Raw genomic sequence first — 25,822 nt, forward strand, 5'->3', positions numbered from 1 at the left:
TTGTAATGTGAACAATTGAGTCAATTCATCTTGGCGCACCCCCCCATTGGGCCACATTAGACAACATCCCCAGCAACGAATTGAGACACACCATGCACTCCAGGCACAGACTGAGAGCACCGATCGCCATACTGGTGGCACTACTCGCCCTCATCGTAGGCTTGAATCTCTATCCGGCAAACAGCGCAGAAGCAACCGACTGGGCGAGTATCTCGAAAGCCGGTGCTGTCAAATGGCGAACCAAGACATCGTGGGGTACCGCGTATCTTCGGAACGGAAATTCCGACTGGGGTTACGTCCATATCAAGCGTGGAGGGACCTATCGCAAAACCAGCAATCACGAAGTGACTGCTGCGGCCGAGCGCCAGTGGGTCCGAGCACTGAATTCGAAGAATACCAGCCTGGCTTTCAACGGCCTTGAAGTGTACGCGTCGCACTACCAGGTCGGAAAGAGTAAGAAACTCGCGCGAACGATGTGCGTGATTTATGATCACCGGTCCGGTTTGATTGGGAAGAATAAATACGGGCAGTTCGGAATCGTGACGGCGTATTGGACAACCGGGACACGCAATGCCGGTAAATGCGGAAAAGACTGATTGTGAACGTTGTGACTGACCCTGTACCGTTCCGTCTTTTACCTTCGTCGTGCTTCGCGTCGAGTCGCGCACGCGCGCAGTGTCGGCCGCACTGCACTTCCTCTCATCCCGAAGGACGGACACAGCTTCGCGCTTCAGTGCGGCCGCATGGTCGAGCGCTGTCCGCACTGAACATTCCTCCTCTTCGTCCCCTTCCCGGATAGGGCGATCCTTAGCTTCACCGTCCAGGCGAACGCTGACCCGCACGTCTCCCCGGAGGGGCGTCTTGGCCCTCCATGGACCCCAGCTGAGCGTTGACTGGTGCGGTATCGATGCGCAGACGCGGGTAGGCTTCACTCTGAGAGTGCTCCTTTTTAGTGGATTGATGGTGTCATCGCAAACACCATCATCCCTGGTCAGGGGCACTTTCTTTGTGTCAGTCCGGCATCTCGCCGCACCTAATCATGAAACCGCGAGGCTAGACTTCCGTAGAAACGATCGGTTAGAGGTCGGCGGCAATGGCCCGTACCAGGACGTCCTGCCCCGCCGGAACATCGATCACGATGGTGCCATCAGGGCGTACGCTGATGTGCACATTCTGCGGAATACTCGCCGCCTGCTCCTCGATCCATTGCTGACGGAGATGCGCCGTCAGCGGCCCCTGCGCAGAAACGGACCCACTCAGCAGGTCCTGAGCCACACCGAGCACGTACCGCTTCCAGGTCGGCACGTCGTACATGACGGTGGAAGCCAGCGACTCCGGTGTATCTACGCGGCGAGTGCCACGCGCCTCGCCCCGCTTCCAAGGCCCGAGAGGCTGCGGCTGGCCGATCAGCGGAACGAGTTCCGGTGCCGGCTCGACGGCAAAGCGGAGCTTGTTTCCGTCGACCCTCTCGTGTCCGATGATGCGATAGGTCACTGTGACAAGGCCCTCGCAGGTGCCCAGCAGGTAGTCGCCGGCCTCCTCGAGCAGTCTGTCGCTCAGGCTAGGCCAGTCTCCACGGGTGATGTCGGCGAGCAGCATCAAGGCGTTCTCGTCAGCCGTGACTGGCTTCGATTGCCCGGGCTGGGGAGTGACGATTTGGCGGGCGACGGGCGGATACGTCTGGGCGGTGTTCACGATAATCATAGTCCCCATCATACGCATCATGGCTATGTTGGCAATGATGCCGGGAGGAGTGACAGTAAGCGGTGATGATTGGCGGTTCGCCCGCCGAGGGTGTCGGCGCGAAAACGATCGTTTTCGCGCACGCTGGCAGCATGAATGTTCAACGAAGTGGCCATCGGGTTTTCGGTGTAGCAAAACTCAAGTGCAGAACCGTCTGGTCGCAGAACGTCGTCTGAAGGGGTTTTGCTCTCGGTCTACAAGGGTCTGTACTGGATGTCACCGTCATCGTTCCACTAAGGTGGGGGCTGTATCCGTAATCTTGCCGAGGTAAGTGCCATCATTGCTGACCATTTGCCCGAACAAGCGCGTTTGCGCCTTCGGGTCGAGTGGTCGTGATTGTGATGAAATCAGAGTCTTGATGTCAGGAGCGTCTTTGATGTCGAACACCTCGTTGAGTCCGAAGAGGTCTTCGTCGACTCCTGCCAGTGTTCGTTCTGTTTGGCGTGTGCGGTGCATGAACCTCCCCGTTATGGGGTCCAGCCGTGTTCGAGAGGGCCCCGGCGATCGAGTCGGCCGTACTAGCGTCAGAATTTCGTCGATCTTGTCTTCGATTGTTCTGGCGGGCACACGTTCCTGTTGGTGTGGCCGAGTGGCCTCCTCCAGCTGAGCTTTCAGCTTCGGCCACTTCAGCTCGAACTCTTCACGCAGCTGGTCCTCGGGGAGCTTGAGCTTGCGTTCATGGATCTCCGCGTTCGTGTCATTGATCGTCTTCAGGAGCCCGAAGAGATCCTCGTCGTCATCAAGCGCGGTGAGCTGATAGTTCTTCATTGACCCGTTGTAATCCGCTTTGCTCAAGTCGACTAGTACTGGACACAGCCGACTACCGACCCCTGTCATCATCGCGCCAGCTTCGAAGTTCAGCCACTGCGAGTCGGTGTTCTCGGCGGTGATGAACACCAGCGCGAGGTCTGCGTTCGTCGCCGCCTGCGTGATGCTGGAAAACCATGGGTCCCCCTTGTCTAGCGCAGAGGAGAGGAAAATGTCGCGGCAGTCCTGGATGACTGTGGGAAGCCACTCTCTGAAAGTGCGAGCGACATCGTGACTATGAGTGCCTGACCAGCTGAAAAAGATCTCCATATGCGAATAGTAGTCGCGCGTAAACCGGCTCGTTTGTCGCTAAAATGTCGCCGGCAGTTTTGCTGCTTCGCGATAGAATAGAAGCAGCAGATTCCAGCGAAGGAGACGGGCATGGCTGAGACGATGTATGAAATCACCCCAGAGCTCGTCGATGTTGCGCGTCGACATCTGAACCACATTCGGTGGCGTCGAGAGATCGATCGCGCCCATCGTGAGGGAGAGGCTGTCGATGTGACCGCCGATCGACTGGGAACGACGGTCGGCACGATCGCCTCTGAGATCCGCAAGCTCGAACGCCGACCCAACGCGCTCATGCGCACACCCATGGAGTTCGTCTACGAATACGCAGTGGGGGAGCGGACCCGTGATGACCTCATTTCCACACTGAGTTCCTGGCCTTACACGTATGGGCGTCTTGGAATCACACCCGGTGCCGAGCCCCAGTCATCTGCCGCTTGGGATCGTGGCACGTGGGACGACGTCAAATCCGCCCGGGCTAGTCACATCATCGACGATGACGCTTTCGCTCAGATCGCCCGCGCGGCCGATCTTCCCGCAGCAGTTTTTCCCCAATGGGTTCACGGCCCCACCCGGAAAGATCCCGCAGCTTGAAAGCGGCCGTCGCGTCCTAACTCGACCAACTGCAAGCTGAACTCCGATCACGCGCCCCCGACATCACACAGGTACTCCGCCCGTTCGAAGTCGAAATCAACGCCCAATACGACCGTCTCCGCCCCGAGGGCCGGCAGACCGGACAAGCCGTCGTGGTCCTCACCGCCGGTGTCCCCGGTGCAGGCAAATCCACCCTCGTCAACGCACTCGACGACCGTGACGCCTACAGGGAGATCGACCCCGATATCTTCAAACAGATCTGCCTCACCATCGCCGAGCGCGAAGGCATTCTCGACGACTGGCTCGGACACACCCTCGCCGACGGCCGCCCACTCTGTCGAGGTGAACTCTCATCCCTCGTCCACACCTACTCCACCGATCTCGCCGATGAGCTTGAGGACAGGTGCTACCTCAAGTCGGAAAGCTTCATCCGCCAAGGCACCTTCTCGTGGCCACAGCTGCACTCGCAGTACCTCAATAGACTCGAAGACCTCGGCGGCTATGAGGGATACCAGGTCGTGGCCGTCGAGATCGGGCGCACACAGGCGCTAGCTCAAGCCGACTCACGCTGGTGGGATGCCCTGCACCAACGGTTCCCCGGACGCCCGCTACCTCCCGCCAGCCGCGATCAACGATCTCTACACCTCGCCCGATGCCACGTACTCGAGATTCCTGACCAACGCCGTGGACCTTATCAACCGGCCCGAGTCCGGCGACTTCACCCTCGCGAAGCTCACCGTCCTCGACCGCATCGACCCCGAGCAGCCTGTCACGAAGACCTACAACCACACCCCCGACAAGACCCTCACCGTCGACGCCATCAAGCGCGACCTAGACACTGAACGAGACCCGATGACCAGGCTGCGAAACGTCATGCGCGAGATCCGCAGCGGGGACGAAGGAATCCAGCGAGAGGCCCCGACATCCTCCATCGAGCACGACGAACACAAAAAGCGCTCGGTCGACCCGCCCGACAATCAGATCACCCCCTAACCCAGGAGACAGCGACGATGGATAACCCCTCGAAGCCCTCACCCTCAATGGCAGAGATCACGATGGCCTCCTACCTCCTTGACATGCATGACGAACTCGCCCAAGCCGCGGCTGACGGACTCGTCGAGATCACGCCCAATTCCGATCCCCACTGACCCCATTCTGATCCATGACAGTTGAGACCAACCCCCACTGGACCGGCTACGCCCGAGTGAGCACCCGCGATCAGAACCCCGACTCCCAGGACGCAGCCCTGAGAGCCGCCGGCTGCGAACGGATCTTCATCGATCACGGCGAGTCAGCCGGATCTCCGACCGCCCCCAGTGGGCCGCCGGCCTCGCGCAGCTCCGCCGCGGCGATACCCTCGTCATCGTCGCCCTTGACCGAATCGCCGGCTCCGAACTCATGGGCATCGAAATCATCCGCGACCTCGGCAACCGCGGCGTCCGGCTCAAGTCTCTGACCGAACCATTCCTCGACGTCGACACCTCGACCCCGATGGGAGAGGCCATCGTCGGGATCATGGCCGTCCTCGCGCAGCTGCGCGTGTCAACGATCCGCGCGAACACCATGCGCGGCCTCTCCCACGCCCGCACTCAAGGACGAATAGGGGGACTCCCCCGAGCACTGACCCGCAACCAGGTCAAGACTGTACTCGAATGGCGAGAGCTCAACGCCGACGGCCACCCGTACAAGACTTATCAGGAGATCGCCGATCTCTTCGGCGTCTCCCGGCACACCGTCATGCGCGCTGTCCGCACTGAGGAGGACAAACGCAATAGATAACCCCTTCGCCGGCATCCGACTGCTACGGCCACCATTCGAGTGGTTCGACGCCCTCTACGACGCGATGCTGCCCATCGGGCTCGGCCTGCTCCTGCTGACGATCGGCAGAAAGTGCGTCTGGGTGCGGCCACTTTCCCGTCAAAGGGGCCAATGGTGCCGGTGGAGCCGGACCTGAACAGCGCTTCCTTCAGGCTGAACTTGTCAAGCTATGTAATCGACTAGGTTATACAGCTATCCCGGAAAGCGAATACGCAGATGTCAAGGTCGAGGCTGTCCCCGCCTGGGCACTCGAAGTGCAGAGATGGACCTCAAAGATCGATGAACGAACCTGGTCTAGGCGAGAAAACGGGATGAACACAATTTGGTTCTTCACCGAGAAGGCGAAAGGTAAAGCGCTCGATCGCGCTCTGTTTAGCAATCCATGTGTACGAATTCGATGCTTGGACTCTACGGGGACTCAGCATATAGAACCTTGGACCCTGCCAGGAAGTTGCAATTTTATCCTGAAGGCTGGAGCGACAGTAATGGAACCTGCGCCAAATGGGCCAGGCGAACTGCGATCCGCTGGAAACTACCCCCTCGAAGCGTTCCTAAGCGAAGTTTTTAGTGGTCGACGTCGATGGAGGTCCGCGTGGGAGCTGCACGGTAGTCGGGCCCGCGAGTGGGGGAAGTACGCGGGATGGGTGTTGGAGGACGATTTCGAGAGGGTACTTCGCGAGCGGACTCGGTCGCGAACGGCAATGCGACGTCGTGTTCCAGAACCGCAAGGAACGCTATCCACAGGAGAGACGTGTCCGGAGCTCTCCCGCGAATTGCAGGTGGCCGACGAACTGAAAACCCATGGGACAGCTGAGCGTACTCGATGCGATTCACCTCTGGTGTCGGTAGTTGAGGTCCGCGACTCGCGGGACGACTTCAGTGCAGGCAACTCCACGATTGATAACGAGCTGCAGGTGGAAGGTTGGAGCAAGCTTGGACCAACCCATAGGACAGATTTCGAATCCAGACCGAATGCTCCTGAAGAATGTGACACCGCCAAACCTAAAGGCTTCTCAATCCGGCGCTGGTGGTCGGCTCTGTGGCGGCGTCAGTTCTGACCCAGCAAGCTGAACACGGTCACGAGGCGGTGGCAAGTTTTACGCTGTCGCGAGTCGTTCGCACGCCATAACGGACCTCCATTCAACACCGCCAAAATCTACCCTGTTCGACCACATCTCCGAGGCGCGCGTGACTGAACTGCATCGCATTGTTTCGAAGTTCGCGAGCTTCCGGATCATCGCGGTGAGCCACTTTCAGTCCCGTACAAGTGCTCGGGACGACCGGTGCTCCCGTATTGCAGGGTGACCGTGACTGCGCGTGACTCTGCCAACTTGGCGAGGTGACGCTGCGCTGTCGCCCGGGACGTGCCGACCGCCTCGGCGACTTCCAGCGCCGTCATCGGACCCGACGCGGACTCCAGTGCGCTGAGGATGCGACTCGTTGTCGACGATCCCGGCCCGCTGGCCGATCCAGTTCCCGTGGATGAGACATCGTGGAGACTGCGCAGGAGGCGTTCGAGGCTCGACTGCTCCACCTTCTCCCGTTCCCAGTAGCGGCGGTAGCGGGAATAGCGGCGAAGGAATCCCTGCAGAACGTCGGCTTCGAAAGGTTTGACGATGTACGTCAATGCACCAGCGCGCAAGGCTGAGCGCACGATTTGGGGATCGGCCACCGCTGACAGAACAGCCGCATCGATCTCTGTCTCGCGGATGAGTTCGACGCCGTTGCCGTCTGGCAGGACGTAATCGGCGAGGATCAGTTCCACGTTTTCCTCCGCCAACACTGCGCGAGCCGAATGAAGATCCCGGACTGGTTCCAAGGCTCGAAAGCCCGGCACTTCGTTGACATAGCGGCAGTGCAGCTGACCGACGTAGAAGTCGTCGTCAAGCACCAGAACGGTCGTCATCGTCTCTCCTCATTGTCAGTCTCGGTGGTGCTGAGCGCGCCGGGGAGTCGCACCCCGAAGCTCGCCCCGCCCAGGGTTGCGTCGTGGTCATCGACCAGCCACACCCGGCCACCGTGCCGACGGGCGACGCGGCGGCACAGGGCCAGCCCGATGCCCAATCCATGGACTTCGTCGGCGCTGCTTTCGCTCGCAGATCGTTCGGATCCAACCGCCGACTTCTGAAGCGAGCCGCTGACTCCTTCTTCGAAGATCCGTTCGGCGTCCTCAGGAGCAACGCCCTCACCGGTGTCGGTGACGATCGCATGCAGTTCGTCTCCGGAGCTGAGGAGCTGGACCTCGACAGCGGAGGTCCGGTCATCGCCAGAGGAACTGTGAGGATCCTGCACGGACGCCTGCACCACGGCTCGCACGGCATTGTCGATGAGGTTGCCGAGGATCAGCGTGACGTCCTCGGGCTCGGTGACTCGGCCGAGCACCAGGGAGTCCGGGGTGACGGCGAGGCTCACCCCCGCCTCGGCGGCAGTGGTTCCTTTGGCCTCGAGCAGGGCGCTGAGGTACGGGTCAGTGATCAGCTCAATACCTTCGACCGGGGTTGCGATCGGTCCGGTCCGCAGGATTGTTGCGAGGTAGCTGCGCGCCTCATCGGTCGCACCGGTATCGACTAGACCGAGAGCTGTGTGCAGGCGGTTGGCGAACTCGTGCCGTTGCGCGCGCAGCGCCTGGGCCATCGTCGTCACCGACTCCAACTGCTGGGCCATCGTGAGCATCTGGGTCTCGTCGCGCAGGGTCACGACGCCGCCGACGGAGACTTCGCCGCGCTTGACGCGGACGGCAGTGACCAAGAGGATGCGGTCACCGACGGTCAAGCGTCGGCGCAGTGCCCCGTGCTCGGGCGCCTCGGTCATCAGCTGGCGGATCGACTCCGGCACCTCGGGCAGGCCCGCCGAGGACTCGTCGGCATCGCCCCGAGAATCCGAACCAGAAGCCGCGCCAGAAACGGCCTCCGTACCAGAACCCGACTCCTCACTGAGCAGCCGGTTCGCCACGGAATTGCTCAGCGTCACCTCGCCGGCCAGATCGAAGCCGAGAACCCCGTCGTCGAGGCCGTGGAGGACCGCACCCTGGTCGCGGGCCATCTCCGCGAGCTCCTCAGGACCGACGCCCAGGGTCTCGCGGCGCAGCCGGCGCCCCAGGGCCAGGGATGCGAGCACTCCGAGGGCGAGGGCGACGAGTGCGACCGACCCGAGCACGAGGAACTCGCGGCGCAGATCCGCATCGAGCACCGAGGAGCGGATGCCGACCGACACCTCGCCGACGACGGTTCCATCGTCGGTGCTCGAGTAGATGGGGACCTTCGCCCGAACCGTTTCTCCGAGAGTGCCCTTGTCATGGGTCACCGACTCCCGGCCGGCGAGGGCCTCCTCAGGGGAGGTGGACACGCGTTTGCCGATCGCGTCGGGACGAGGATGGGTCAGGCGGATGCCGCGGTCGTCGGTGATGACGGCGAACAGGATGTCGTTGCGCGCCCGCAGCTCATTGGTGATCTCTTGGAGCGGTTCGGTGATCTCGGGCGCAGGATGCGGCGCGTGCTCCTCCGAGGCGCGAGTCGCACCTGCCCTCACCTCGGCGGTGGTGGCCAAGGTGCGGGCGATCGCGAGCGCTTCGGTCTCGCTGACCTCGGTCACGTTCTCGCGGCTCATCCAGGCGAAGACGCCCGTGACCAGGACCAGCATGACGACGACCACCGCGAGCTGGCTGAGCAGCACCCGGCGAGAGAACGATCCGGCGGAACGGGACACACTGCCACTGTAAGACCGATGAGCAGAATGCACAAAAGGCACAGAACGGGCAGAACGCGTTCAGTGCACACAAGCGCGCGCCGCGACGGGCATCACACTAGCGTGATCCGGTAATCACCTACGCCTTCGAAGGAGAAGTTCGTGCTCGTTATCCTCGGCTTCGCCATGATCATCGTCTTCATGACGCTCATCATGACCAAGCGGCTCTCGCCGATTCTGGCGCTGATCATCGTTCCGACCATCTTCGGTCTCTTCGCAGGCGCCGGCCTGGGCATCGGTGAGATGGTCATGGACGCCATCGCTGAAATGTCCTCAACGGCAGCGCTGCTGCTCTTCGCGATCATCTACTTCGGCATCATGATCGACGTCGGACTCTTCGACAAGCTCGTCGAGTTCATCCTCAGGATCGCCGGGAATGACCCGGTCAAGGTCGTCATGGGAACCGCGCTGCTCACCGGCGCCGTGTCCCTCGACGGCGACGGCTCCACCACGTTCATCGTGGTGACCGCGGCAATGCTGCCTATCTACCAGCGCCTCGAGATGTCCCCGGTCGTCCTCACCTGCGTGGCGGGCCTGATCAACGGCACGCTCAACATCGTGCCCTGGGGCGGACCGACGGCACGTGCCTCATCGGCGCTGCAGATCGACGCCAACGAGATCTTCGCCCCGATGGTTCCCGCCCTCGTCGCGGGTCTGCTCGTCTGCTTCGTCTTCGCCTACTTCCTCGGCATCTCCGAGCGCCGCCGTCTGACAAAGAACGGCGTCGCCTGGGCCGCCGATCCCTCTTCCGGCGCGGAGCGCCGCGAACTCGTCGGCGCCGTCGCACGCCAATCCGCTGGCGCTGCCTCCGGTTCCGCTTCGGGCACCGGCGAACATGGCTCCTACTCCGGAACTCCCGGAGGCTCCTCCACCGGCACCGGCTTCGGACCGGACGACGATCCAACGAACGCCTCCACCACCTCGGCGGCAGCATCCGACACGGGCCACGGCGCCTCCCTCATCGGGACCGCACTCGACCCGAACCGGGCGACCCTGCGCCCGAAGCTGTTCTGGTTCAACCTCAGCCTCACCGTCGCCGTCATGGTCCTGCTGGTCCTCGACCTGCTGCCGCTGCCGTACCTGTTCATGATCGCGATGGTCATCGCCCTGCTCGTCAACTTCCCGAACCTCAAGGAGCAGCAGGAAGAACTGGCCTCCCACGCCTCGGCGATCATCGCCGTCGTCGCGATGGTCATGGCCGCCGGCGTGCTCACCGGGATCATGAGCGGAACCGGAATGGTCGACGCGATGGCCGCCTGGCTCGTCGACGTCATCCCCGCCTCGATGGGGCCGTACATGGCCGTGATCACCGGTCTGCTCTCCATCCCGATGACGTTCTTCATGAGCAACGACGCGTTCTACTTCGGCATCCTGCCCGTGCTCGCCGAGACCGCCGCCCACTACGGGATCCCGGCCGCCGATATGGCCCGGGCATCGATCACCGGGCAGCCGGTGCACATGCAGTCGCCACTGGTGCCTGCGATCCTCCTCCTCGTGTCACTGGCCGGGGTCGACCTGGGCGATCACCACAAGAAGGTGCTGTGGCGGGCGCTGCTCGTGTCCCTGGTCATGCTCGTCGTGGGCGTCCTCGTCGGCGTCATCGCCATCGGATAGGAACCCGCCATGACTGATCTCTACTCGGCGTCGCAGCCGAAGTTCCCGACCCCGTCCCTGCGCGTCGCCTCCTCGGAGCGCATCGACGAGGCCGAGCGGACCATTGTCCTCGCCTACCGCACCGATTCCCCGCCCTCGGTCCTCGAGCCGACGATCAAGATCGCCCGGCAGGAGGACGCCGCGGTGCGGGCGGTGCTCTTCGACACCGACGGCATGGCCCTCCCTTCGGTCATCGACCGCAGTGAGACCAAGGACCTGGTGGACAAGCTCGCCGAGGCGGGTCTGGAGTTCGACGTCCACCGCGCGGACTCGGACGTCGCCTCCCAGGTCCTCGACCTGGCCGAGGAGTTCCGTGCCGAGCTCATCGTCATGTCGATGCGCCGTCGCTCCCCGATGCTCAAGCTGCTGCTGGGCTCCAGTGCGCAGCGGGTGATCCTCGAGGCCGAGTGCCCGGTGCTCGTGGTGAAGTAGGAGTCGTGCCCCTGGCCGGGTGGACGACCTCGCCGAGGTTGTCCTCAGTTGTGCCCCACCGCGAAGGTTCGCGGTGGGGCACAGTTCTCTGACCCGGCATTCGTGATGTGAGATGTCGTCTCAGCAGGCGGCGTTGTCGTCCATGCTGGGGGATGAACGATAGTGGCCTTGTCGCCATGCGTTCCCAGACCTCTTCGACTTGAAAGCCATGGTGACCCCTATGTCCTCCCAGCCTGCTCCGCAGCTGCACAGCCCTGACCTGCCGAAAGGCGGATCAGGGCAGTCTGCGCCGCGCTCCTTTGGTGGCCGGTTGCGACTGATCGGGCCGGGGATCGTCCTCGCGCTTGCCAGCGTGGGTGCGTCCGACATGATCACCACAATGAACTCGGGTGCCGAGTTCGGACTCGCGCTGATCTGGATCTTCACCGTCGGCATCCTGCTCAAGTTCGTCCTCTCCGAGGCAGTGGCCCGGCTGCAGATGAGCGGTGACAAATCGCTGCAGTCGCACCTGACTGGCTTCGGCGGCCGGCTGTTCCCGGCCTTGTTCCTCGTCGCCGAACTCTCCGTGGGTCTGTTCTTCGGCGCCGGAGTGATCGCGGTGACGACGAACATCCTCCAGGCGATCTTCCCGGTCCTGCCGTTCTGGCCCACGGCAGTCGTGGTCCTGCTCTCCGCCGTGATCCTCGTCGGAGTCGGGCGCTACGGCCTGCTCGAGAAGGCGATGATGGGGTTCGGGATCCTCATGTTCTTCGGCATCATCGCCTTGGCGATCTCGATGTTGCTGGAACCGGGCGCTCAGGCCACGGCAGCAGAGACCATCGCGCCGACGTTCCCTCATGGATCCATCGTCACGGTGCTGTCCCTGATCGGCGGCGTCGGCGGTGCCACAGGAATCCTCGCCTACTCCTACTGGATTCGGGAGAAGTCATGGCGTGACGCCGAATGGAAGCCGGTCGTCCGCCTCGACCTGTGGATCAGCTACGGACTCGTCTTCGTGTTCGCGGTCGCCATGACCGCCGTCGGTGGGTTCATGCTCTATGGTCAGGGCTTCACGATCGCCGACAACGACTCACTCTTCACCATCGCGAATGCTCTCGTCGACAGGATCGGGGATGTCGGACGGGTCCTCTTCCTGCTCAGCTTCCTCGCCGTTGTCTACACGAGCGTCCTCGGCGGGTTCTCCGGGATCGCCTACGTCACTGGTGACTGCATTCGGGTGCTGCGTCGCTACCCGCACCAGGACGAGCCGGCGTACGAGATGTCGGCGAAGTCGGTCCAATTCCGGGGAGTCCTGATCTACCTGAGCATTGCGACTCTCGCGATCATGGGGCTGGGCAAACCCGTGACTCTGGTGCTCATCTACGCGGCGATCAGCGCGTTCATCCTGCCGGTCCTCGCTCTCGCGCTGCTCGTGATTCTCAATCGGTCATCGGTGCATGCGTCCCTGCGGAACAAGTGGCTGTCGAACGTCTTCCTGGTCGTGTGCCTGGTCCTGTTCGGATTCCTGGCCGCCCTGCAGGTGCAGGAGACGGTGGTCGGGCTGCTCGGCTGACAGTTGCCGAAGCAGAAAGCGACCGCCGAAACGGGAAATGCGCAGACTCGAATCCTCAGTGAAGGAGTTATCGGGCTTCCGCAGTCGGCACACTCGGCTTGGTGCGAACCCGAGTCCGATTGAGCGATGCTAACAGGGTCGAGTCACCACCGAGATGTTCTCTGAGCGCCTTCAGAGACTTCGATTCGATCTGTCTCACCCGCTCGCGCGTCACTCCGAAGATCCGACCGATCTGATCGAGCGTCTGGGCTTCGCCGCCAACCCATCCACACCGCCGTCTGATCACTTCAGCCGCGCGCTCAGGGAGGAGGTCGATGAGAGCTTGGATGTCGTCGACCTCTTCTCTACAGATCATGATGGTCAGCGGATCCGCGGCAATTCGATCGGGATCGTCAACGCGGTCGTCGAATGGGCGATTGGATTCGCGGAACAAGCTGGGGGAATCCAATTCCAGGTACTGGTCGAGGGACTGCGGCTGGATCCACAGCGCCCGGCGTTCGGCCGAATGATCGTGGCTGCATTGAGCGCGTGCTTCATCATCTTTTTCGCAGGGGCCCATGGCGAGGATCTGTTCCCACAGATGAACGGGAATCCGGATCGTCGATGACTGATCGGCCGAAGCGCGGTTGATCGCCTGACGGATCCACCAGGTGGCATAGGTCGAGAACTTGGTTCCCTGTGTGAAGTCGAACTTCTGCACCGCACGGATCAGCCCGAGATTGCCCTCCTGGATGAGATCGAGGAACGACAACTTGCGACCCGTGTACCGTTTGGCAATCGAGACGACCAGGCGAAGATTCGAATCCGTCATCCTCTCGAATGCGGCCGATCCCTCATCGCGGATTTCTTCGAGATCATGGCGCTGCCTGCGAGTCGAATAGCGCCCCTGACTCAAGAGGTGCTCGGCGAAGAGTCCCGCTTCAATCTGCTGAGCGAGTTCGACCTCCTCGGCGGCATTGAGCAATGGGTACCGCTCGATCGACCTGAGATAGACGCCGACCAGATCGTCGACATTCGGAACGCGTCGCAGTCGCTCTGAAGGTTCGTCGCCCTCGGTGTCTTTGAGCAGTACCAGCGGTTCTGACGTCGAAGGAATGTCGCAGTCAGTCGAAGGATCACCTCTCTCATCCGCTGGCCGCCGACTGTCGGGCTCGCCACTGTCCGACCTGAAGTCGCCGAGCGTCTCTCCGTCTGACGAGCTCACTTTCGGGCGAGGCGTGAGATCGGGTATCGGTGCTCGAAGGAACTTCCGCAGGGGCCGCGCCTGAGTCTCATCGAACTCACCGATCCGCCGCGCGTACGGCTCCACCGCACCGAACTGCTGTTCTCGGTGGGCTTCTTCAATGGTGCCGGTGGCGTAGAGGACGACGAACCGCCCGTGGCGACCATCTGACTTTCGTCGGATGATTCGACCCAACCGTTGGATCATCTGTCGCGGTGTGCTGCTGCCTGACAGCACGATCGCCAGATCTGCATCAGGTACGTCGATCCCCTCGTCGAGGATTCGAGGCGCGCACAGCACTTTTGCATGGCCGGACCCGAACTGCTGAAGGGCGCCTCGGCGTTCGTGCGGTTTGGACTCCGACGATATCGAAAGCGTCTCAACACCTGCTCGCTTCAATTGAGCGGCGGCTTTCGTCGTCGAATCCACCGTCTGCGAGAAGACGAGCGTTCCCCGAGATTCCGCTATGACCGGGGCAATCTCGTCGAGGATGGCGAGCTTGTTCTTCGCATTGGTGAGCAGGGCCTGACGCCTGCTGACCGCTTCGAGATACTTTCTCGCCATGAAAGCATCAGGGGATTGGTCATCTTTCCGCGAGGCCAGAGTCTGCACTGACCGCATGAACCGTTCGAATGGAGCCTCAGTCAGTTTCAACCGCACCTTGAGAGACATGCCCAGACGGCTGATCGTTGAACTTGTTGACTGGTATTCCGCCCTCTCCGTATCCGTGAGAGAAACTCCCACGTGGGCGATGTCGAATGAGGAGATCACTCCGTCGCCGAGAGCACGGTCGTACCACAGCCGGTGGACGACGCCGCCGAAATAAGGATCGAGGACGCGGGTCTCCCGACGATCTGGTCGGCGATAGGTGGCGGTGAGTCCGAGTCGATACCGAAACCCGGAGTCCAAAGCTGTGGCGAAGGTTCGGGCGGCATACCGGTGGCACTCATCCGCGATGATGAGGCCAATCGAATGCTGTTGGAGCACTGCCCTGCGAGTCGCGGAGTTGATGATCGCGACGAGAATGTCGCAGTTCTGAAGCGAATCGGAACGTCCGTTGCCGAGCGTCCCCACGTCTGCCTGTGGGATGGTCTCGAGGAGCCGGCGCTGCCACTGGGCCTGCAGCTCTGCTGTCGGGACGAGCACCATCACTTTGACGCCGAGGCGGAATGCTTCGAAGGCCGCGGTGATGCCGATGACGGTCTTTCCTGCACCCGTGACTGCCTCAATGATTCCGCAGCAGCGCGCGGCGTGCCAGGCGTCGAGCGCCTCAGCCTGCCAGGTCCACAGACCGGGGTTCACCTCTGCCGCAGTGCGCGAGGAGACACTCTCAACGAAGTGGTCCCTCGCCGAGGTGGATGCGGAGGAATCACTGCTCACCCGCCCACCCCGAAGGCTCGACGTCTCGAGCAATTTACGGAGGGAAGCCGGTGTGGCAGTTGTGGCATTCACAGTGATCACTCCTTTGCGATGACGTTGAAACCACACTAGAAGTCGGTACGGACATGAAATTTGAGCCTGGGCGTGATCGCCTCGTCTTCTTGGGTTGTAGCCTGAACCTATCGGCCGTGGCCGAGCGAATTCGCCCAGGTACAGGGAAGGGCAGCAGTTGCCGTGAGCAATGTCGAAACCAATCCGGATCAGGTGCTCTGCCGCGCCGAAGGACTGCACGAGGAGCAATGCCGTCAGGGCGATCGCGCTCCGGTGGAGATCCTCACTGCCAGAGACGTTCCCCTGGGCGGGCCGCGGGCAATGACAGTGCGGCGGACCCTGCCGCAGCGACAGCGCTCACTCATCGGATCGTGGTGCTTCGTCGACCACTACGGACCCGACGACGTATCAAAGACAGGCGGCATGGACGTCGCCCCTCATCCGCACACTGGATTGCAGACGGTCAGCTGGCTCTTCGAGGGCGCCATCCAGCACATCGATTCCGGGGACAATGCCGGCCTGGTCCTTCCCGCTGAGGTCAACCTGATGACGGCGGGACGGGGCATCTGCCACTCCGAAGTGTCCACCGCTGACACTGAGGTCCTCCACGGCGTTCAACTATGGCTGGCACTGCCTGACGCCGTGCGTCACGAGGAAGGGCGGAAGTTCGAACACTATGCTCCCAAACCCGTCGAGTTCGATGGGGGAGAGCTTATCGTCTTCCTCGGTGAGCTCGCGGGCTCGCAGTCGCCGGTGAGCACGTATTCGCCGCTCGTCGGCGCCGAGATCCGGTTGGGCCCTGGAGCCACGGTGAATCTGCCCGTCGATGACCGGTTCGAGCATGGAGTCCTCGTGGATTCGGGAGACGTGACCGTGGAGGACGTGGCACTGCCGGTGAATGCCCTCGGCTACATCGGGGTCGGCCTCAACGAGATCCGGATCAGCAACCGCGCCGAGGTGGATGCTCGGATCGTGCTCCTAGGTGGCACGCCCTTCGAGGAGGAGATCGTCATGTGGTGGAATTTCGTCGGCCGCAGCCATGACGAAATCAGCCTGTTCCGCCAGGAATGGCAGGACGAGAGTCCTCGTTTTGGCGAGGTCATCGGCTACGTCGGCAGCGGTGGTCCTGGAAGGAACTCAGCCGGAATGAGCCGGCTGCCGGCGCCCGAACTTCCGGAGGTCCGAATCCGAGCCCGAAGGAACCCGCCACCACACGCCCAAGCACACCACGACAAGGAGAACGACCGATGACCGAAGCACTCAAGGACTCCACCGGCGCCGAGGTGACCGTTGAGCTCGATGAGGCGGGTAAGTCCTACGCGATCACGCTCGAGTCAGGGGAAGTGGCAGGACGTGCTCATTTCGTTGCGAGTCCCGACTCGGCGACCGAGCGGATCTTCTATCACACCGAAGTCAATAAGCAGTTCGGTGGACGAGGGCTGTCAAAGGTGCTCGTGGCGCAGGCGATGGAGGATTCGCGTGAGCAGGGGTTCATTGTCGTGCCGGTTTGCCCACTATTCAGCAGGTGGGTCCAGGAGCATGGGGATGACTACCTCGCTGAGGGTGGGAAGTTCCGCAATGCGACTGGGGCGGACTTCGCGGTGGTGGAGAAGCTGACTTAGGCCGCCGAAACAAATCAGTCAAGCTGTTTGTCAAGTCGTTGCTTCTTTTTGTATCCGTGACGTATTTAGCCAGATACGATCCACGCTGTCGTCATACAGTACAACGTGTATGCGTTCGTTAATTTTGGCAGGTAGTTTCTGAACTTCCGCCTGCGCTACATTAAGAAATTTCGTCCTAATGTGTTCTTCTGTGATCTGTGCTCCAACTCCGCCGCACCACCAGTAGATGATCATTTCACTTTCGTTATTGTTCGATATAGACTTTAAGATACTGCGCCACCACCAACCGTCTGTTTCGCCCAACGAGCAACCGAATAAAATGAAGAGATCTGTATCGTCAATAAGATGAGAAAATCGGGTGTCGCTTTGCGCCCAAAAAGGCTTCTGGAGCTTTTTCTTGGGATCGGCTCCACTCTTATTTCTTCCCTCTGCATCGATTCCGAAGAGCAGTGACCTTGGGATTCCCTGATATCCGTGCGGATGAACAATGTCTGTAAGTACATAGCTCGACCATTTTGTTTCAGAATTTCCCCTGCCGCATTCTTTGTTGGCCGGATTCGGGTAAAAACTGAAATTCCTGTCGGCGTATTTGAACGGGTGGGGATCAAATTGCTCCTGATCCAAATAGACGTATCCATCCAGGAGGGGCGTGTAATTGAAATTTACGAACAAAAAGTTATATAAATCATAATGGTCCGTCTTTAATGGAAATCGAAAGGAGGATCGCGGTAAATGCCGGTCGACGTCTTCGACGAACCCGGAGAGTGAATTTACGCTCCAGTTGAACTCCATGGCGTCGTTGCCGAGCTGGTCAAGCAGGGTGCTGGAAGCAACCTGATTGAGAAAGCTCGAGAACTCTCGCTGCACATGTCTCAGGGAAGAATACACGTCGTCTGGGCGTAAGGAGCCTCTCTCGAGAAGTTTTCCAATCGCAGCCTCTAGGTCGCTCCAGTTATCCTTACCTTGACTCCGAAGTTCCTCCATCTCCGCAAGGAGGTGATTTCCGGCGTCAAATTGACGGAACTTCAAATAGTGGTAGAAAGTCTCATATCGAGTATCCCATGGCTGCTGATACTCTCGCATAACTTGTATGTCGAATCCGTTGCCCACCAGCGCCATTATATTGTGTTGCTTGCGAAGTTTCGTGAACTCCGACTTAGTGTAATCTCGGTATCCCAAAGTGCCCCTCCATGCGAGTGGAAATCCAAACGATTGCAGAAACTTTGAAAGGGTGGTATATAAGCTACTTCTCTGTGCTGCGACACGTGATGTCGTCTACCGATGCTGTCTTGAAGTGTACGTATTTCTCCTCTAGAAGATCTCCTCGTGGTCGTTCTCGCTTATTCGTTGGCAGTGTCATCAGTTGTCTGCCATGTAGCTCCTGGAGTCCGTGTCTTAACATTGGACCGTCAATCTCTTCGAGAAGATCGTGCCGGATCTCTACGACGTGATCTGGTCGAATTCCAAGAAAATAGGTATCAAATGCGGCATGATGGATCTTGCACATAGACAGGCCGTTCACGACTGAGGCAATGCCATTCGTCTCTCTGTCAGCGACGATGTGCGCCGCGTCCAGTAGCTGTGGATGCGCAAGGTTGCACACAGCACAGCGATTTTTGTAAGCCATCAGGACTGTCGAACGAAATACGGGTTGGTGCACCCGTGTCTTGGCAAGTCTGTAGATGTACTTGCGGGCGGCGATTTCCAAGGTCGAGTACTCCCTGAGGTCCGGTACGTCCTCTTGGTCCACTGTCGCTAGCACGAACTGATTGAGTGCGGGTTCTTCCCCGACTATGTATACCGGTGCAATGATCTGAAATCGCGCAGGTGCCATCGCGACGCCCCAGAACCATACGAGCGGCAGTCGACGTCTCATTGCCTCTCGTAGTCCTCGGTTCTCTGGAAGGTCGGGATCGGTTCCTCTCCACTTGTATCGGAAGAGGCCGTCGGCTCCGACCTCGTCTTCGTAGGGGCGTTCTTGCCCTGGTGAACGGAACACTGTCTGAATTGAGAGCGCCGCATCGAACCCGCTAGGCTTGCGGATTCCCTGCTGCGTCGGTTGCAGCTTGAACTGTTCGCCATTAAACTGGAAATCCTTGATGTCTTCCCTGGTTAAGGGTTCTCGCCCATCTTCGGTTCTCATCTTCAGCCAGTTGATTGCGGCTTCGCGTAAGCCGTCGGGCTCGCCATAAATCATTCGTGCACGCTCCCGGCTTTTGTGTCAGTCGTCGCCGAAGTTTGTAGAGCATTGACAGTGGGGAGGTCGGCGACTGCCCAGTCGAGGTCCGACAGCTCGTATATCGAACACCACCGTAGTTCGTCGTGATCAGTGCTGACTACCGGGAATTCGCTGGCCTGTGCCCAATAGCAAGCGAGGTCAATCGATTGTCCATTGGAATTCGACACCTCACGTGTCAAGAGATCACCAACTGAAACGCTCACGAGGCCAAGTTCTTCCTCGAGCTCACGTCGCAGCGCGGATTTGGGGCTCTCACCTGGCTCGATCTTGCCTCCGGGGAACTCCCACTTGCCACCCTCTGCCTTGTGCGGGCTACGTCGGCATGCAAGGACCTGTCCGTCGCGATGAAGAACTGCGCCGACAACCTGGAGGGCTTCACTCATGATTACAGATTAATCCACAATTGCAGTGGTTAGCTGAGGAGGCCGATATTTGGCGCGAAATTACGACGTAGCGACCCGGAAGGCAGAAGGACATTCCATGATCGCGACCGCTCAGCGCTCCCGACGGGTCATGGACGAAGACGAATTCGAGGGCGAAAGCAGCAGCTTCACCTCGTCCTCGGCTGAGAATCAGTACATCGTAGGGGACGCGTCGGCCAGTAAGTTGACTGCAAGCTTGGGTACTAAGATTCCGCTGGGTTCGGGCAGCGCATTGGCGCCTACTCATCCATGGTTATGCCGACTCGCGCGAACGGCCCCACCGATGAAAGGTGAGGCCGTTTGCGACGGTGGGTTTCAGTCAGAGCGGACAGCACCCACTTCGAGCTCACCCTCAGGCGCCTTCCGCCGAGCACGTACCAACACCAAATACACAACCGCCGTGACCACGAACCCGACGAGCCAGGCGATGTCGATGAACTGCAGCGGTTCGGCCATCGGTCCGGTGAAGAGCGGGGTGATCATGAACGGCACTTGAGCCAGGAGCCCGATTCCGTAGCTGGACAGACCGACGACGTTCCACTTCCCGTACCGCCCGCCATCGGGAGCGAAGAGGTCGTCGAGGTCGTAATGGCCCTTCTGCACGATGAAGTAGTCAGCCAGGTTGATCGCCGACCACGGGATGAGGACGTAGAGCAGCAGGGTGAGGAAGCTTTCGAACATCGTCATGAAGTCACCCTGCCCGAGCACCGCGATCAGCGTGGCCACGGCACCGCTGATGATGGTGGTCCACACACGCTTGGCCGGCGTGATCGTCGACCTGAAGTTCGACTGCATCACCGTCAGTGCGTTCATCACCGCCGAGTAGAGTTCGACGCCGTTGATGAGTGCCGAGCTGACGGCGAAGACGATGAGCACGATCATGCCGATGGGTCCGAGGTACTCTCCCAGCGCTGCCAGAGGATTGTCGGGGTTGGCAGCACCGAGCAGCACGCCGAGGCTCATGACGAACACAGAGCTGAGGACGAGACCGAGGTATGTGCTCCAAAATGCCGTCTTCGGGCCGGTGGACTTGGGCAGGTAGCGTGAGTAGTCCGAGACGTACGGGGCATAGGCGAGCTGCCAGACGATACCGATCGCCAGCATGGCGAAGAAACCCTCGAACGTGAATGCGGCTTCGGACCTCTGGCTGGTCACCTCAGGTTCGAGTGCGAACAGGACCATGGACACGGTCACGGCGAGGGCGATGAAGATCGAGAGCCACGTCATCGTCTTCTGCAGCAGGTCGTATCCGAAGACGCACAGGCCGATCCCGATCACCGCGAACAGAACGATGGCGATGGTGCCGTTGAAGTCAGGGACGACTGCGAGCAGGGAGTCCTTGGCGACGATGAGGATGCTCGAGAAGAATCCCATGAACATGATGAAGGCGATGATCGCGAACAGACTGGCGCCCAGGTAGCCGAACTGCGCCCTCGCCTGAAGCATCTGAGGCACGCCGAGGTGGGGCCCCTGAGACGCATGAAGTGCCGAGCCGAACGCTCCGATGACGTTGCCGGCGAGGATCGCGACGATGCTCCAGAAGATCGGCAGGCCGTAGGCGCCGCTGGCTACCGCTCCGGTGATGACGGTCAACGGCATCATGTTGAGGCTGACCCAGATGGCGAACAGCGACCAGTTGGTCCCAGTGCGTTCAGTTTCAGGGATCGGCAGCACGTGCTGCTGTTCGAAGCGCACGAACGTCTTCGAGTTGGTGGATGAAATGTCTGACATGAGTTCTCTCCTTTGAGCGGCTCTGGCCCGGGGAGTCGCTTCTGCGACTCCCCGGGGTCGTCGTTGTCAGATCCCGGCGCGCTCGATGGCGAGGGTGAACGCCTGGTCGAGCAGCCCGGTGAGCTCGTCGATGTCCTCGCGACCCATGACCAGCGGCGGCGAGACTTGGACGAGGGGATTGCCCTCCGCATCGATGGCGACTCGGCAGATGAGGCCAACCTCGGCGAGGGCCGGGTTGAGGTAGGAGCCGACGAACTCGGCGGCGCTGACGTTTTCATGCGTCCACGACTTCGCCTCCTTGTCGGTGACGAGCTCGAACGTGCGGTGGAAACCGTCACCACGCAGGTCACCAACGATCACCGAGTGCTTCTGTGCCAGACCGTCAAGCTTCTCGCCGAGGTAGGGGCTGAGTTCGGCGACGTTCTCGACGACGCCCTCGCGCTCCATGATCTCGAGGTTCTTCAGCGCCGCGGCACAGGCGACGGGGTGGCCGCCGTAGGTCAGGGCGTGGTTGAACATCCCGACCGGTCCGTCGAGAACGGTTTCGATGATCTGGTCGCTGGCGATGACTCCGCCTAGAGGCATGTACGCTGAGGCGATTCCCTTGGCGAAGGTGATCATGTCCGGCTGGAAGCCGTAGTGGTCGGAGCCGAACCAGGAGCCCAGGCGCCCGTAGCCGGTGATGACCTCATCGGCGATCATGAGGATGCCGTACTTGTCGCACAACTCCCGCACGCCCTGGAAGTAGCCCGCCGGTGGGGTGAGGCTGCCGCCGGCGTTCTGCAGCGGCTCCATGATGATCGCCGCGATCGTGTCGGCGCCCTCTTGAATGATGAGGGACTCGAGCTCGCCGAGGAGGAACTGGGTGAACTCCTTCTCCGTCTCGGCCTCGGGGCGGCGGTAGCGCTTCGTGTTGTGGGTGTGGCGCACGCCGTTCATCAGCGGTTCGAACATCTTGCGCACATCGGTCATGCCATTGAGCGACATCGCCCCGAAGCTGGTGCCGTGATAGGCGACCCGGCGGGCGAGGAACTTGTAGCGGGAGTGCTCGCCACGGGTGATGTGGTACTGGCGGGCCAGCTTGATCGCGGCCTCGTTCGACTCTCCGCCGCCGGAGGCGAAGAAGACTCGATTGAGGTCGCCGGGGGCGAGCTCGGCGATCTTCTGAGCGAGCTTCGCGGCCGGGGGATGGGCGACGGACCACGTGGTCTGGTAGGGGAGCGCGGCCATCTGCTCACGCACGGCATTGCCCACCTCGGCGCCGTAGGTGTAGCCGAGCTGGACGCAGAAGAGACCGGCGAGACCGTCGAAGAAGCGGGTGCCGTTCTCGTCGAAGACCGAGCAGTGCTCGCCGCGGACGAAGATCGGCAGGTCGGCGTCACGGTACTTCGCGGCCGAGGTGAAGTTCATGACGAGATGCCGCTTGGCGATCTCGGAGAGGTTCTCGGTGGGGACGGCGGGGGTCGCGGTCGTGGTGGTCGCCTCGGCGGTACTGTCGAGTGTCATTGTCTGTCCTTTCGAGGGGCGGGGCCTCAGCCCCACTGCATCCAGGTGGTCTTGAAATCGGTGTAGTTCTCGAGGGCGTGGACGGAGAGGTCGCGGCCGAACCCGGACTGCTTGAATCCGCCGAACGGGGTCGTGAACCCGAGGGCGTCAACGGTGTTCACCGACACGGTTCCGGCGACGAGCCGGGAGGACACGCGGTGGGCGCGGGCGAGGCTGCCCGTCCACAGCGAGGCGGCCAGGCCGTACGGGGTCTCATTCGCCTTCGCGATCGCCTCGTCCTCGGTGTCGAAGGGGGTGACGAGGGCGACGGGTCCGAAGATCTCGTGCTCGTGGAGGCGGTGGTCGGCCGGCAGGTCGGTGACGATCGTCGGGTCGATGAATGCTCGCGAGCCGTTGATGTCGGGTCGGTTGCCGCCTGTGACGATCGTGCCGTCGGCCCGGGCCTCCTCGATGCACTCCCACACCTGGTCGGCGTGCTTCTCAGAGACGAGGGAGCCGATGGCGCTCGCCGGGTCGAGCGGGTCCCCGGGCTGGAAGCTCTCGGCCGCCTGCTGCAGGAGGCCGAGGAACTCCTCGTAGACGGAGCGTTCGACGAAGATCCGGGAATTCGCCGAGCACACCTCACCCTGGTTGTAGAAGGCGCCGAAGGCGGCCTTGCCGGCTGCCGCGGCCAGGTCCTCGCAGTCGGCGAAGACGAGGTTCGAGCTCTTCCCGCCGGCCTCGAGGGCAAGACGCTTCATGTTCGACTGGCCCGCGTACTGCTGGAGCTGCTTGGCCACCTCGGTGGAGCCGGTGAAGGCGAGCATGTCGACGTCCATGTGCAGCGCCAGGGCCTTCCCGGCCATGGATCCGCGGCCGGGGACGACGTTGAGGATGCCCGCCGGGATGCCGGCTTCGACGGCGAGCTCAGCCAGCAGGAGCGTCGAGTGCGAGGCCTCGACGGGAGGTTTGACGACGACGGCGTTGCCCGCGGCCAGCGCCGGGGCGATCTTCCACGTCGCGATCTCGAGCGGGTAGTTCCAGGCGACGATGACTCCGACGACTCCGAGGGGCTCACGGGTGACCAGCGCGGTCGAGCCCGCCGGTGTCACAGGGATCTCGTCGCTGCGCTTCTCGATCGCCTCGCCGTAGAAGCGGTAGAGCGCGGCCGAACCCGGCGCGTCGATCGTCGACGATTCGCTGATCGGCTTGCCCATGTCGAGGGTGTCGAGGAGCGCGAACTCGTCGGAACGGGCCTCGATGAACTCGGCGAGCCGCAGCAGTGCCACTCGCCGTTCGGCGGCGGAGATCCTCGACCAGTTGCCTGCCTCGTAGGCTTCGCGCGCACTGGCGACCGCGGCGTCGATGTCGGCCTCCTCGCCGTGGTGGAGCTCGGAGAGGATCTCACCGGTGGCGGGGTTCGTCTTCGCATGGGTGTTCCCGGAGAGCGCGTCGACTCGCCGCCCATCGATGACGGGGCGACCGTCGATGGTCAGGGCCGCGGCCTTCGCCTTCCAGTCCTCGAAGGTCGGGGCCGGTGTGGTCAGATCGTGCATGGGTGATGCTCCTTCGCAGCAGGTGGTCGAGTCGGTGAGGCGGTCGGCTGCCTGGGGTTGGTCAGCTCCCCATCGAGGCGGCTCATTCAGTGCTCAGCCCGCCGAGGCGGTCGGGCGTCCCTCCCGGTCCTCGTCCTTGAGCAGGTCGATGCCCTTGGTCTCGGGGATCGACACGACGGTGACGATGCCGATGATGCCGACGACCGTGAGGAAGAATCCGGGGCTGAGGATGTTGCCCGTCGTATCGATCAGCCAGGTCAGCGCATACGGTGAGGTGCCCGCGAAGAGCGCTGCGGTCACCGCATAGGCGATCGACAGGCCAGTCTGCCGAGTCCGGGTGGGGAACAGTTCGACCACGGTTGCGGCGTGTGTGCCGAGGATGATCGCGAGGATGAAGGCCAGTCCGAAGGTGGAGACGAACGATGCCCAGGGGGTGTCGACGTTCATGAGCATGAACAGAGGCACGGAGAGTACGGTCTGCGCGATCGCGGCGGTCATGAGCACCGGCTTCCGGCCGAAGCGATCGGAGGCGATGCCGGCCAACGGCACGATGATGAGGCCCAGCGCCGAGGCGAGCGTCGAGAGCAGTGCGGCGCGCCCGGGGTCGATGCCCAGGCTCGTCTCCTGGTAGGTGAGGAGGTAGACGAGCACGACATAGAAGGTGACGTTCATGAAGATCTCCATGCCGCACGTCTGGATGAATTCCTTGGGGTTGCGCTTGAAGACCTCACGCACCGGCGACGGGGAGATGGTGTCCATCTTTTGCAGGGCTTCGAACTCGGGAGTGTCCTCGATCTTGCGGCGGATGTAGAGGCCGATGAGGCCCAGCGGCACAGTGATGAGGAACGGAATTCGCCAGCCGCCGTCGAGGACCTGTTCGGGAGTCATCGCCTGGTTGAGCAGGTAGACGACGAAGGAGGCGAGGAGGAACCCGAGCAGGGATCCGAACTCGAGCCAGCTGCACCCGAACCCGCGGCGCTTCGGCGGAGAGAACTCGCCGAGGAACGCGGCCGCACTGCCGAACTCGCCGCCGGCGGCCAGGCCCTGGACGATGCGGGTGGCGATGAGGAGGATGGGAGCGAGCACACCGATCGTGGCGTACGTCGGCAGGATGCCGAGGATCAAGGTCGCAATCGCCATCGCGAGGATGACGATCGAGAGCGTGTGCTTGCGGCCGATCCGGTCGCCGAGGCGGCCGAAGATGATCGCGCCGATGGGACGGACGAGGAAGGAGACCGCGAACACCGCGAAGGTGGCGAGGAGTCCGGCTGTGGCGTCGGATTCGGGGAAGAACACCGCCGCGATCGTGGTGGCCATGTAGGCGTAGACGGCCCAGTCGAACCAGTGCACGAGCACACCGATCGATCCGGCCACCACGCTCTTCTGCAGACCCTTCTTGTAGGTCCGGTCATTCATATCGGGATGTACACCAGTCATGTCGCGAGTTCCTCCTTTGGAATCGTGGTGCTGGTCGGCCGGAATT

General features: G+C 61.6%; 21 protein-coding genes and 3 pseudogenes. 11 read left to right on the forward strand and 13 right to left on the reverse strand.

What is annotated here, in order from left to right:
• Positions 1–161 precede the first annotated feature (161 nt).
• A complete protein-coding gene (locus tag RIT73_RS06445; protein WP_309131240.1) occupies positions 162–596 on the forward strand; it encodes a hypothetical protein in 435 nt (144 codons plus the stop codon).
• A gap of 481 nt (positions 597–1,077) precedes the next feature.
• Here RIT73_RS06445 and RIT73_RS06450 read toward each other — a convergent pair whose 3' ends face one another.
• Together RIT73_RS06450 and RIT73_RS06455 are read right to left on the reverse strand one after the other, a co-directional pair.
• A complete protein-coding gene (locus RIT73_RS06450; RefSeq protein ID WP_309131241.1) occupies positions 1,078–1,704 on the reverse strand; it encodes a hypothetical protein in 627 nt (208 codons plus the stop codon).
• Between the two features lie 261 nt (positions 1,705–1,965).
• The gene (locus tag RIT73_RS06455) at positions 1,966–2,820 is read right to left on the reverse strand and encodes a TIR domain-containing protein (RefSeq protein WP_309131242.1); all 855 of its coding nucleotides are present in this window, start codon (positions 2,818–2,820) and stop codon (positions 1,966–1,968) included.
• A gap of 111 nt (positions 2,821–2,931) precedes the next feature.
• Between RIT73_RS06455 and RIT73_RS06460 the strand changes: the two genes are divergently transcribed.
• The 5 genes and pseudogenes from RIT73_RS06460 (at position 2,932) to RIT73_RS06480 (ending at position 5,211) form a co-directional block, all read left to right on the forward strand.
• On the forward strand, positions 2,932–3,432 hold the full coding sequence (locus tag RIT73_RS06460) for a hypothetical protein (protein ID WP_309131243.1): 501 nt from the start codon (positions 2,932–2,934) through the stop codon (positions 3,430–3,432).
• Between the two features lie 152 nt (positions 3,433–3,584).
• Positions 3,585–4,274 (forward strand): zeta toxin family protein, encoded by a 690-nt coding sequence (locus RIT73_RS17205; protein WP_375294979.1) that lies wholly within the window; start codon positions 3,585–3,587, stop codon positions 4,272–4,274.
• A 10-nt stretch (positions 4,275–4,284) separates the two neighbouring features.
• Complete coding sequence (locus RIT73_RS17210; protein WP_375294980.1) at positions 4,285–4,425, forward strand: hypothetical protein; 141 nt, start codon at positions 4,285–4,287, stop codon at positions 4,423–4,425.
• 17 nt (positions 4,426–4,442) lie between these two features.
• Positions 4,443–4,580 (forward strand): hypothetical protein, encoded by a 138-nt coding sequence (locus tag RIT73_RS06475; protein ID WP_309131246.1) that lies wholly within the window; start codon positions 4,443–4,445, stop codon positions 4,578–4,580.
• A 14-nt stretch (positions 4,581–4,594) separates the two neighbouring features.
• Positions 4,595–5,211 (forward strand): annotated as a pseudogene (locus RIT73_RS06480) (recombinase family protein).
• Positions 5,212–6,484: 1,273 nt separating this feature from the next.
• Here RIT73_RS06480 and RIT73_RS06485 read toward each other — a convergent pair.
• Positions 6,485–7,156, reverse strand: a complete 672-nt coding sequence (locus RIT73_RS06485) for a response regulator (protein WP_309131247.1) — start codon at positions 7,154–7,156, stop codon at positions 6,485–6,487.
• Positions 7,153–8,955 carry a sensor histidine kinase gene (locus RIT73_RS06490; RefSeq protein WP_309131248.1) on the reverse strand — a complete coding sequence of 601 codons (1,803 nt, stop codon included), beginning with the start codon at positions 8,953–8,955 and terminating at the stop codon, positions 7,153–7,155. The genes RIT73_RS06485 and RIT73_RS06490 overlap by 4 nt, the downstream gene beginning before the upstream one ends.
• Before the next feature lie 141 nt (positions 8,956–9,096).
• On the opposite strand from RIT73_RS06490, the gene RIT73_RS06495 reads away from it, so the two are divergent.
• From RIT73_RS06495 to RIT73_RS06505, 3 genes are all read left to right on the forward strand, one after another.
• The gene (locus RIT73_RS06495) at positions 9,097–10,608 is read left to right on the forward strand and encodes an SLC13 family permease (RefSeq protein ID WP_309131249.1); all 1,512 of its coding nucleotides are present in this window, start codon (positions 9,097–9,099) and stop codon (positions 10,606–10,608) included.
• 9 nt (positions 10,609–10,617) lie between these two features.
• On the forward strand, positions 10,618–11,079 hold the full coding sequence (locus RIT73_RS06500) for a universal stress protein (RefSeq protein WP_309131250.1): 462 nt from the start codon (positions 10,618–10,620) through the stop codon (positions 11,077–11,079).
• A 220-nt stretch (positions 11,080–11,299) separates the two neighbouring features.
• Positions 11,300–12,631 (forward strand): Nramp family divalent metal transporter, encoded by a 1,332-nt coding sequence (locus RIT73_RS06505; protein WP_309131251.1) that lies wholly within the window; start codon positions 11,300–11,302, stop codon positions 12,629–12,631.
• A 67-nt stretch (positions 12,632–12,698) separates the two neighbouring features.
• Here the strand turns inward: RIT73_RS06505 and RIT73_RS17215 are convergent.
• Both RIT73_RS17215 and RIT73_RS17220 read right to left on the reverse strand, forming a co-directional pair.
• A pseudogene (locus RIT73_RS17215) lies at positions 12,699–13,433 on the reverse strand (sigma-70 family RNA polymerase sigma factor); the annotation flags it as partial.
• Positions 13,434–13,583: 150 nt separating this feature from the next.
• Positions 13,584–15,524 (reverse strand): annotated as a pseudogene (locus RIT73_RS17220) (DEAD/DEAH box helicase); the annotation flags it as partial.
• Here RIT73_RS17220 and RIT73_RS06515 point away from each other — a divergent pair.
• Together RIT73_RS06515 and RIT73_RS06520 are read left to right on the forward strand one after the other, a co-directional pair.
• Positions 15,468–16,535 carry a pirin family protein gene (locus RIT73_RS06515; RefSeq protein WP_309131253.1) on the forward strand — a complete coding sequence of 356 codons (1,068 nt, stop codon included), beginning with the start codon at positions 15,468–15,470 and terminating at the stop codon, positions 16,533–16,535. The pseudogene RIT73_RS17220 and the gene RIT73_RS06515 sit on opposite strands and share 57 nt — an antisense overlap.
• Positions 16,532–16,906, forward strand: a complete 375-nt coding sequence (locus RIT73_RS06520; protein ID WP_309131254.1) for a GNAT family N-acetyltransferase — start codon at positions 16,532–16,534, stop codon at positions 16,904–16,906. Before RIT73_RS06515 ends, RIT73_RS06520 begins: the two co-directional genes overlap by 4 nt.
• A 30-nt stretch (positions 16,907–16,936) precedes the next feature.
• On the opposite strand, the gene RIT73_RS06525 is transcribed toward RIT73_RS06520, so the two are convergent.
• The 7 genes from RIT73_RS06525 to RIT73_RS06555 form a co-directional block, all read right to left on the reverse strand.
• Positions 16,937–18,016: an AbiH family protein gene (locus RIT73_RS06525; protein ID WP_309131255.1), complete on the reverse strand. Its 1,080-nt coding sequence runs from the start codon at positions 18,014–18,016 to the stop codon at positions 16,937–16,939.
• 133 nt (positions 18,017–18,149) lie between these two features.
• Positions 18,150–19,103: an HNH endonuclease gene (locus RIT73_RS06530; RefSeq protein WP_309131256.1), complete on the reverse strand. Its 954-nt coding sequence runs from the start codon at positions 19,101–19,103 to the stop codon at positions 18,150–18,152.
• Positions 19,100–19,528: a (deoxy)nucleoside triphosphate pyrophosphohydrolase gene (locus tag RIT73_RS06535; RefSeq protein WP_309131257.1), complete on the reverse strand. Its 429-nt coding sequence runs from the start codon at positions 19,526–19,528 to the stop codon at positions 19,100–19,102. Before RIT73_RS06535 ends, RIT73_RS06530 begins: the two co-directional genes overlap by 4 nt.
• Before the next feature lie 354 nt (positions 19,529–19,882).
• Complete coding sequence (locus RIT73_RS06540; protein ID WP_309131258.1) at positions 19,883–21,298, reverse strand: cytosine permease; 1,416 nt, start codon at positions 21,296–21,298, stop codon at positions 19,883–19,885.
• Positions 21,299–21,364: 66 nt separating this feature from the next.
• Complete coding sequence (locus RIT73_RS06545) at positions 21,365–22,804, reverse strand: aspartate aminotransferase family protein (protein ID WP_309131259.1); 1,440 nt, start codon at positions 22,802–22,804, stop codon at positions 21,365–21,367.
• A 26-nt stretch (positions 22,805–22,830) separates the two neighbouring features.
• Positions 22,831–24,339, reverse strand: a complete 1,509-nt coding sequence (locus RIT73_RS06550) for an aldehyde dehydrogenase family protein (RefSeq protein ID WP_309131260.1) — start codon at positions 24,337–24,339, stop codon at positions 22,831–22,833.
• Positions 24,340–24,432: 93 nt separating this feature from the next.
• Entirely contained in the window at positions 24,433–25,776 is a 1,344-nt protein-coding gene (locus tag RIT73_RS06555) for an MFS transporter (protein ID WP_309131261.1), read from the reverse strand.
• Positions 25,777–25,822: the final 46 nt, after the last annotated feature.

The sequence above is a fragment of the Brevibacterium sp. genome (assembly GCF_031179145.1).
Taxonomy (GTDB): Bacteria; Actinomycetota; Actinomycetes; order Actinomycetales; family Brevibacteriaceae; genus Brevibacterium.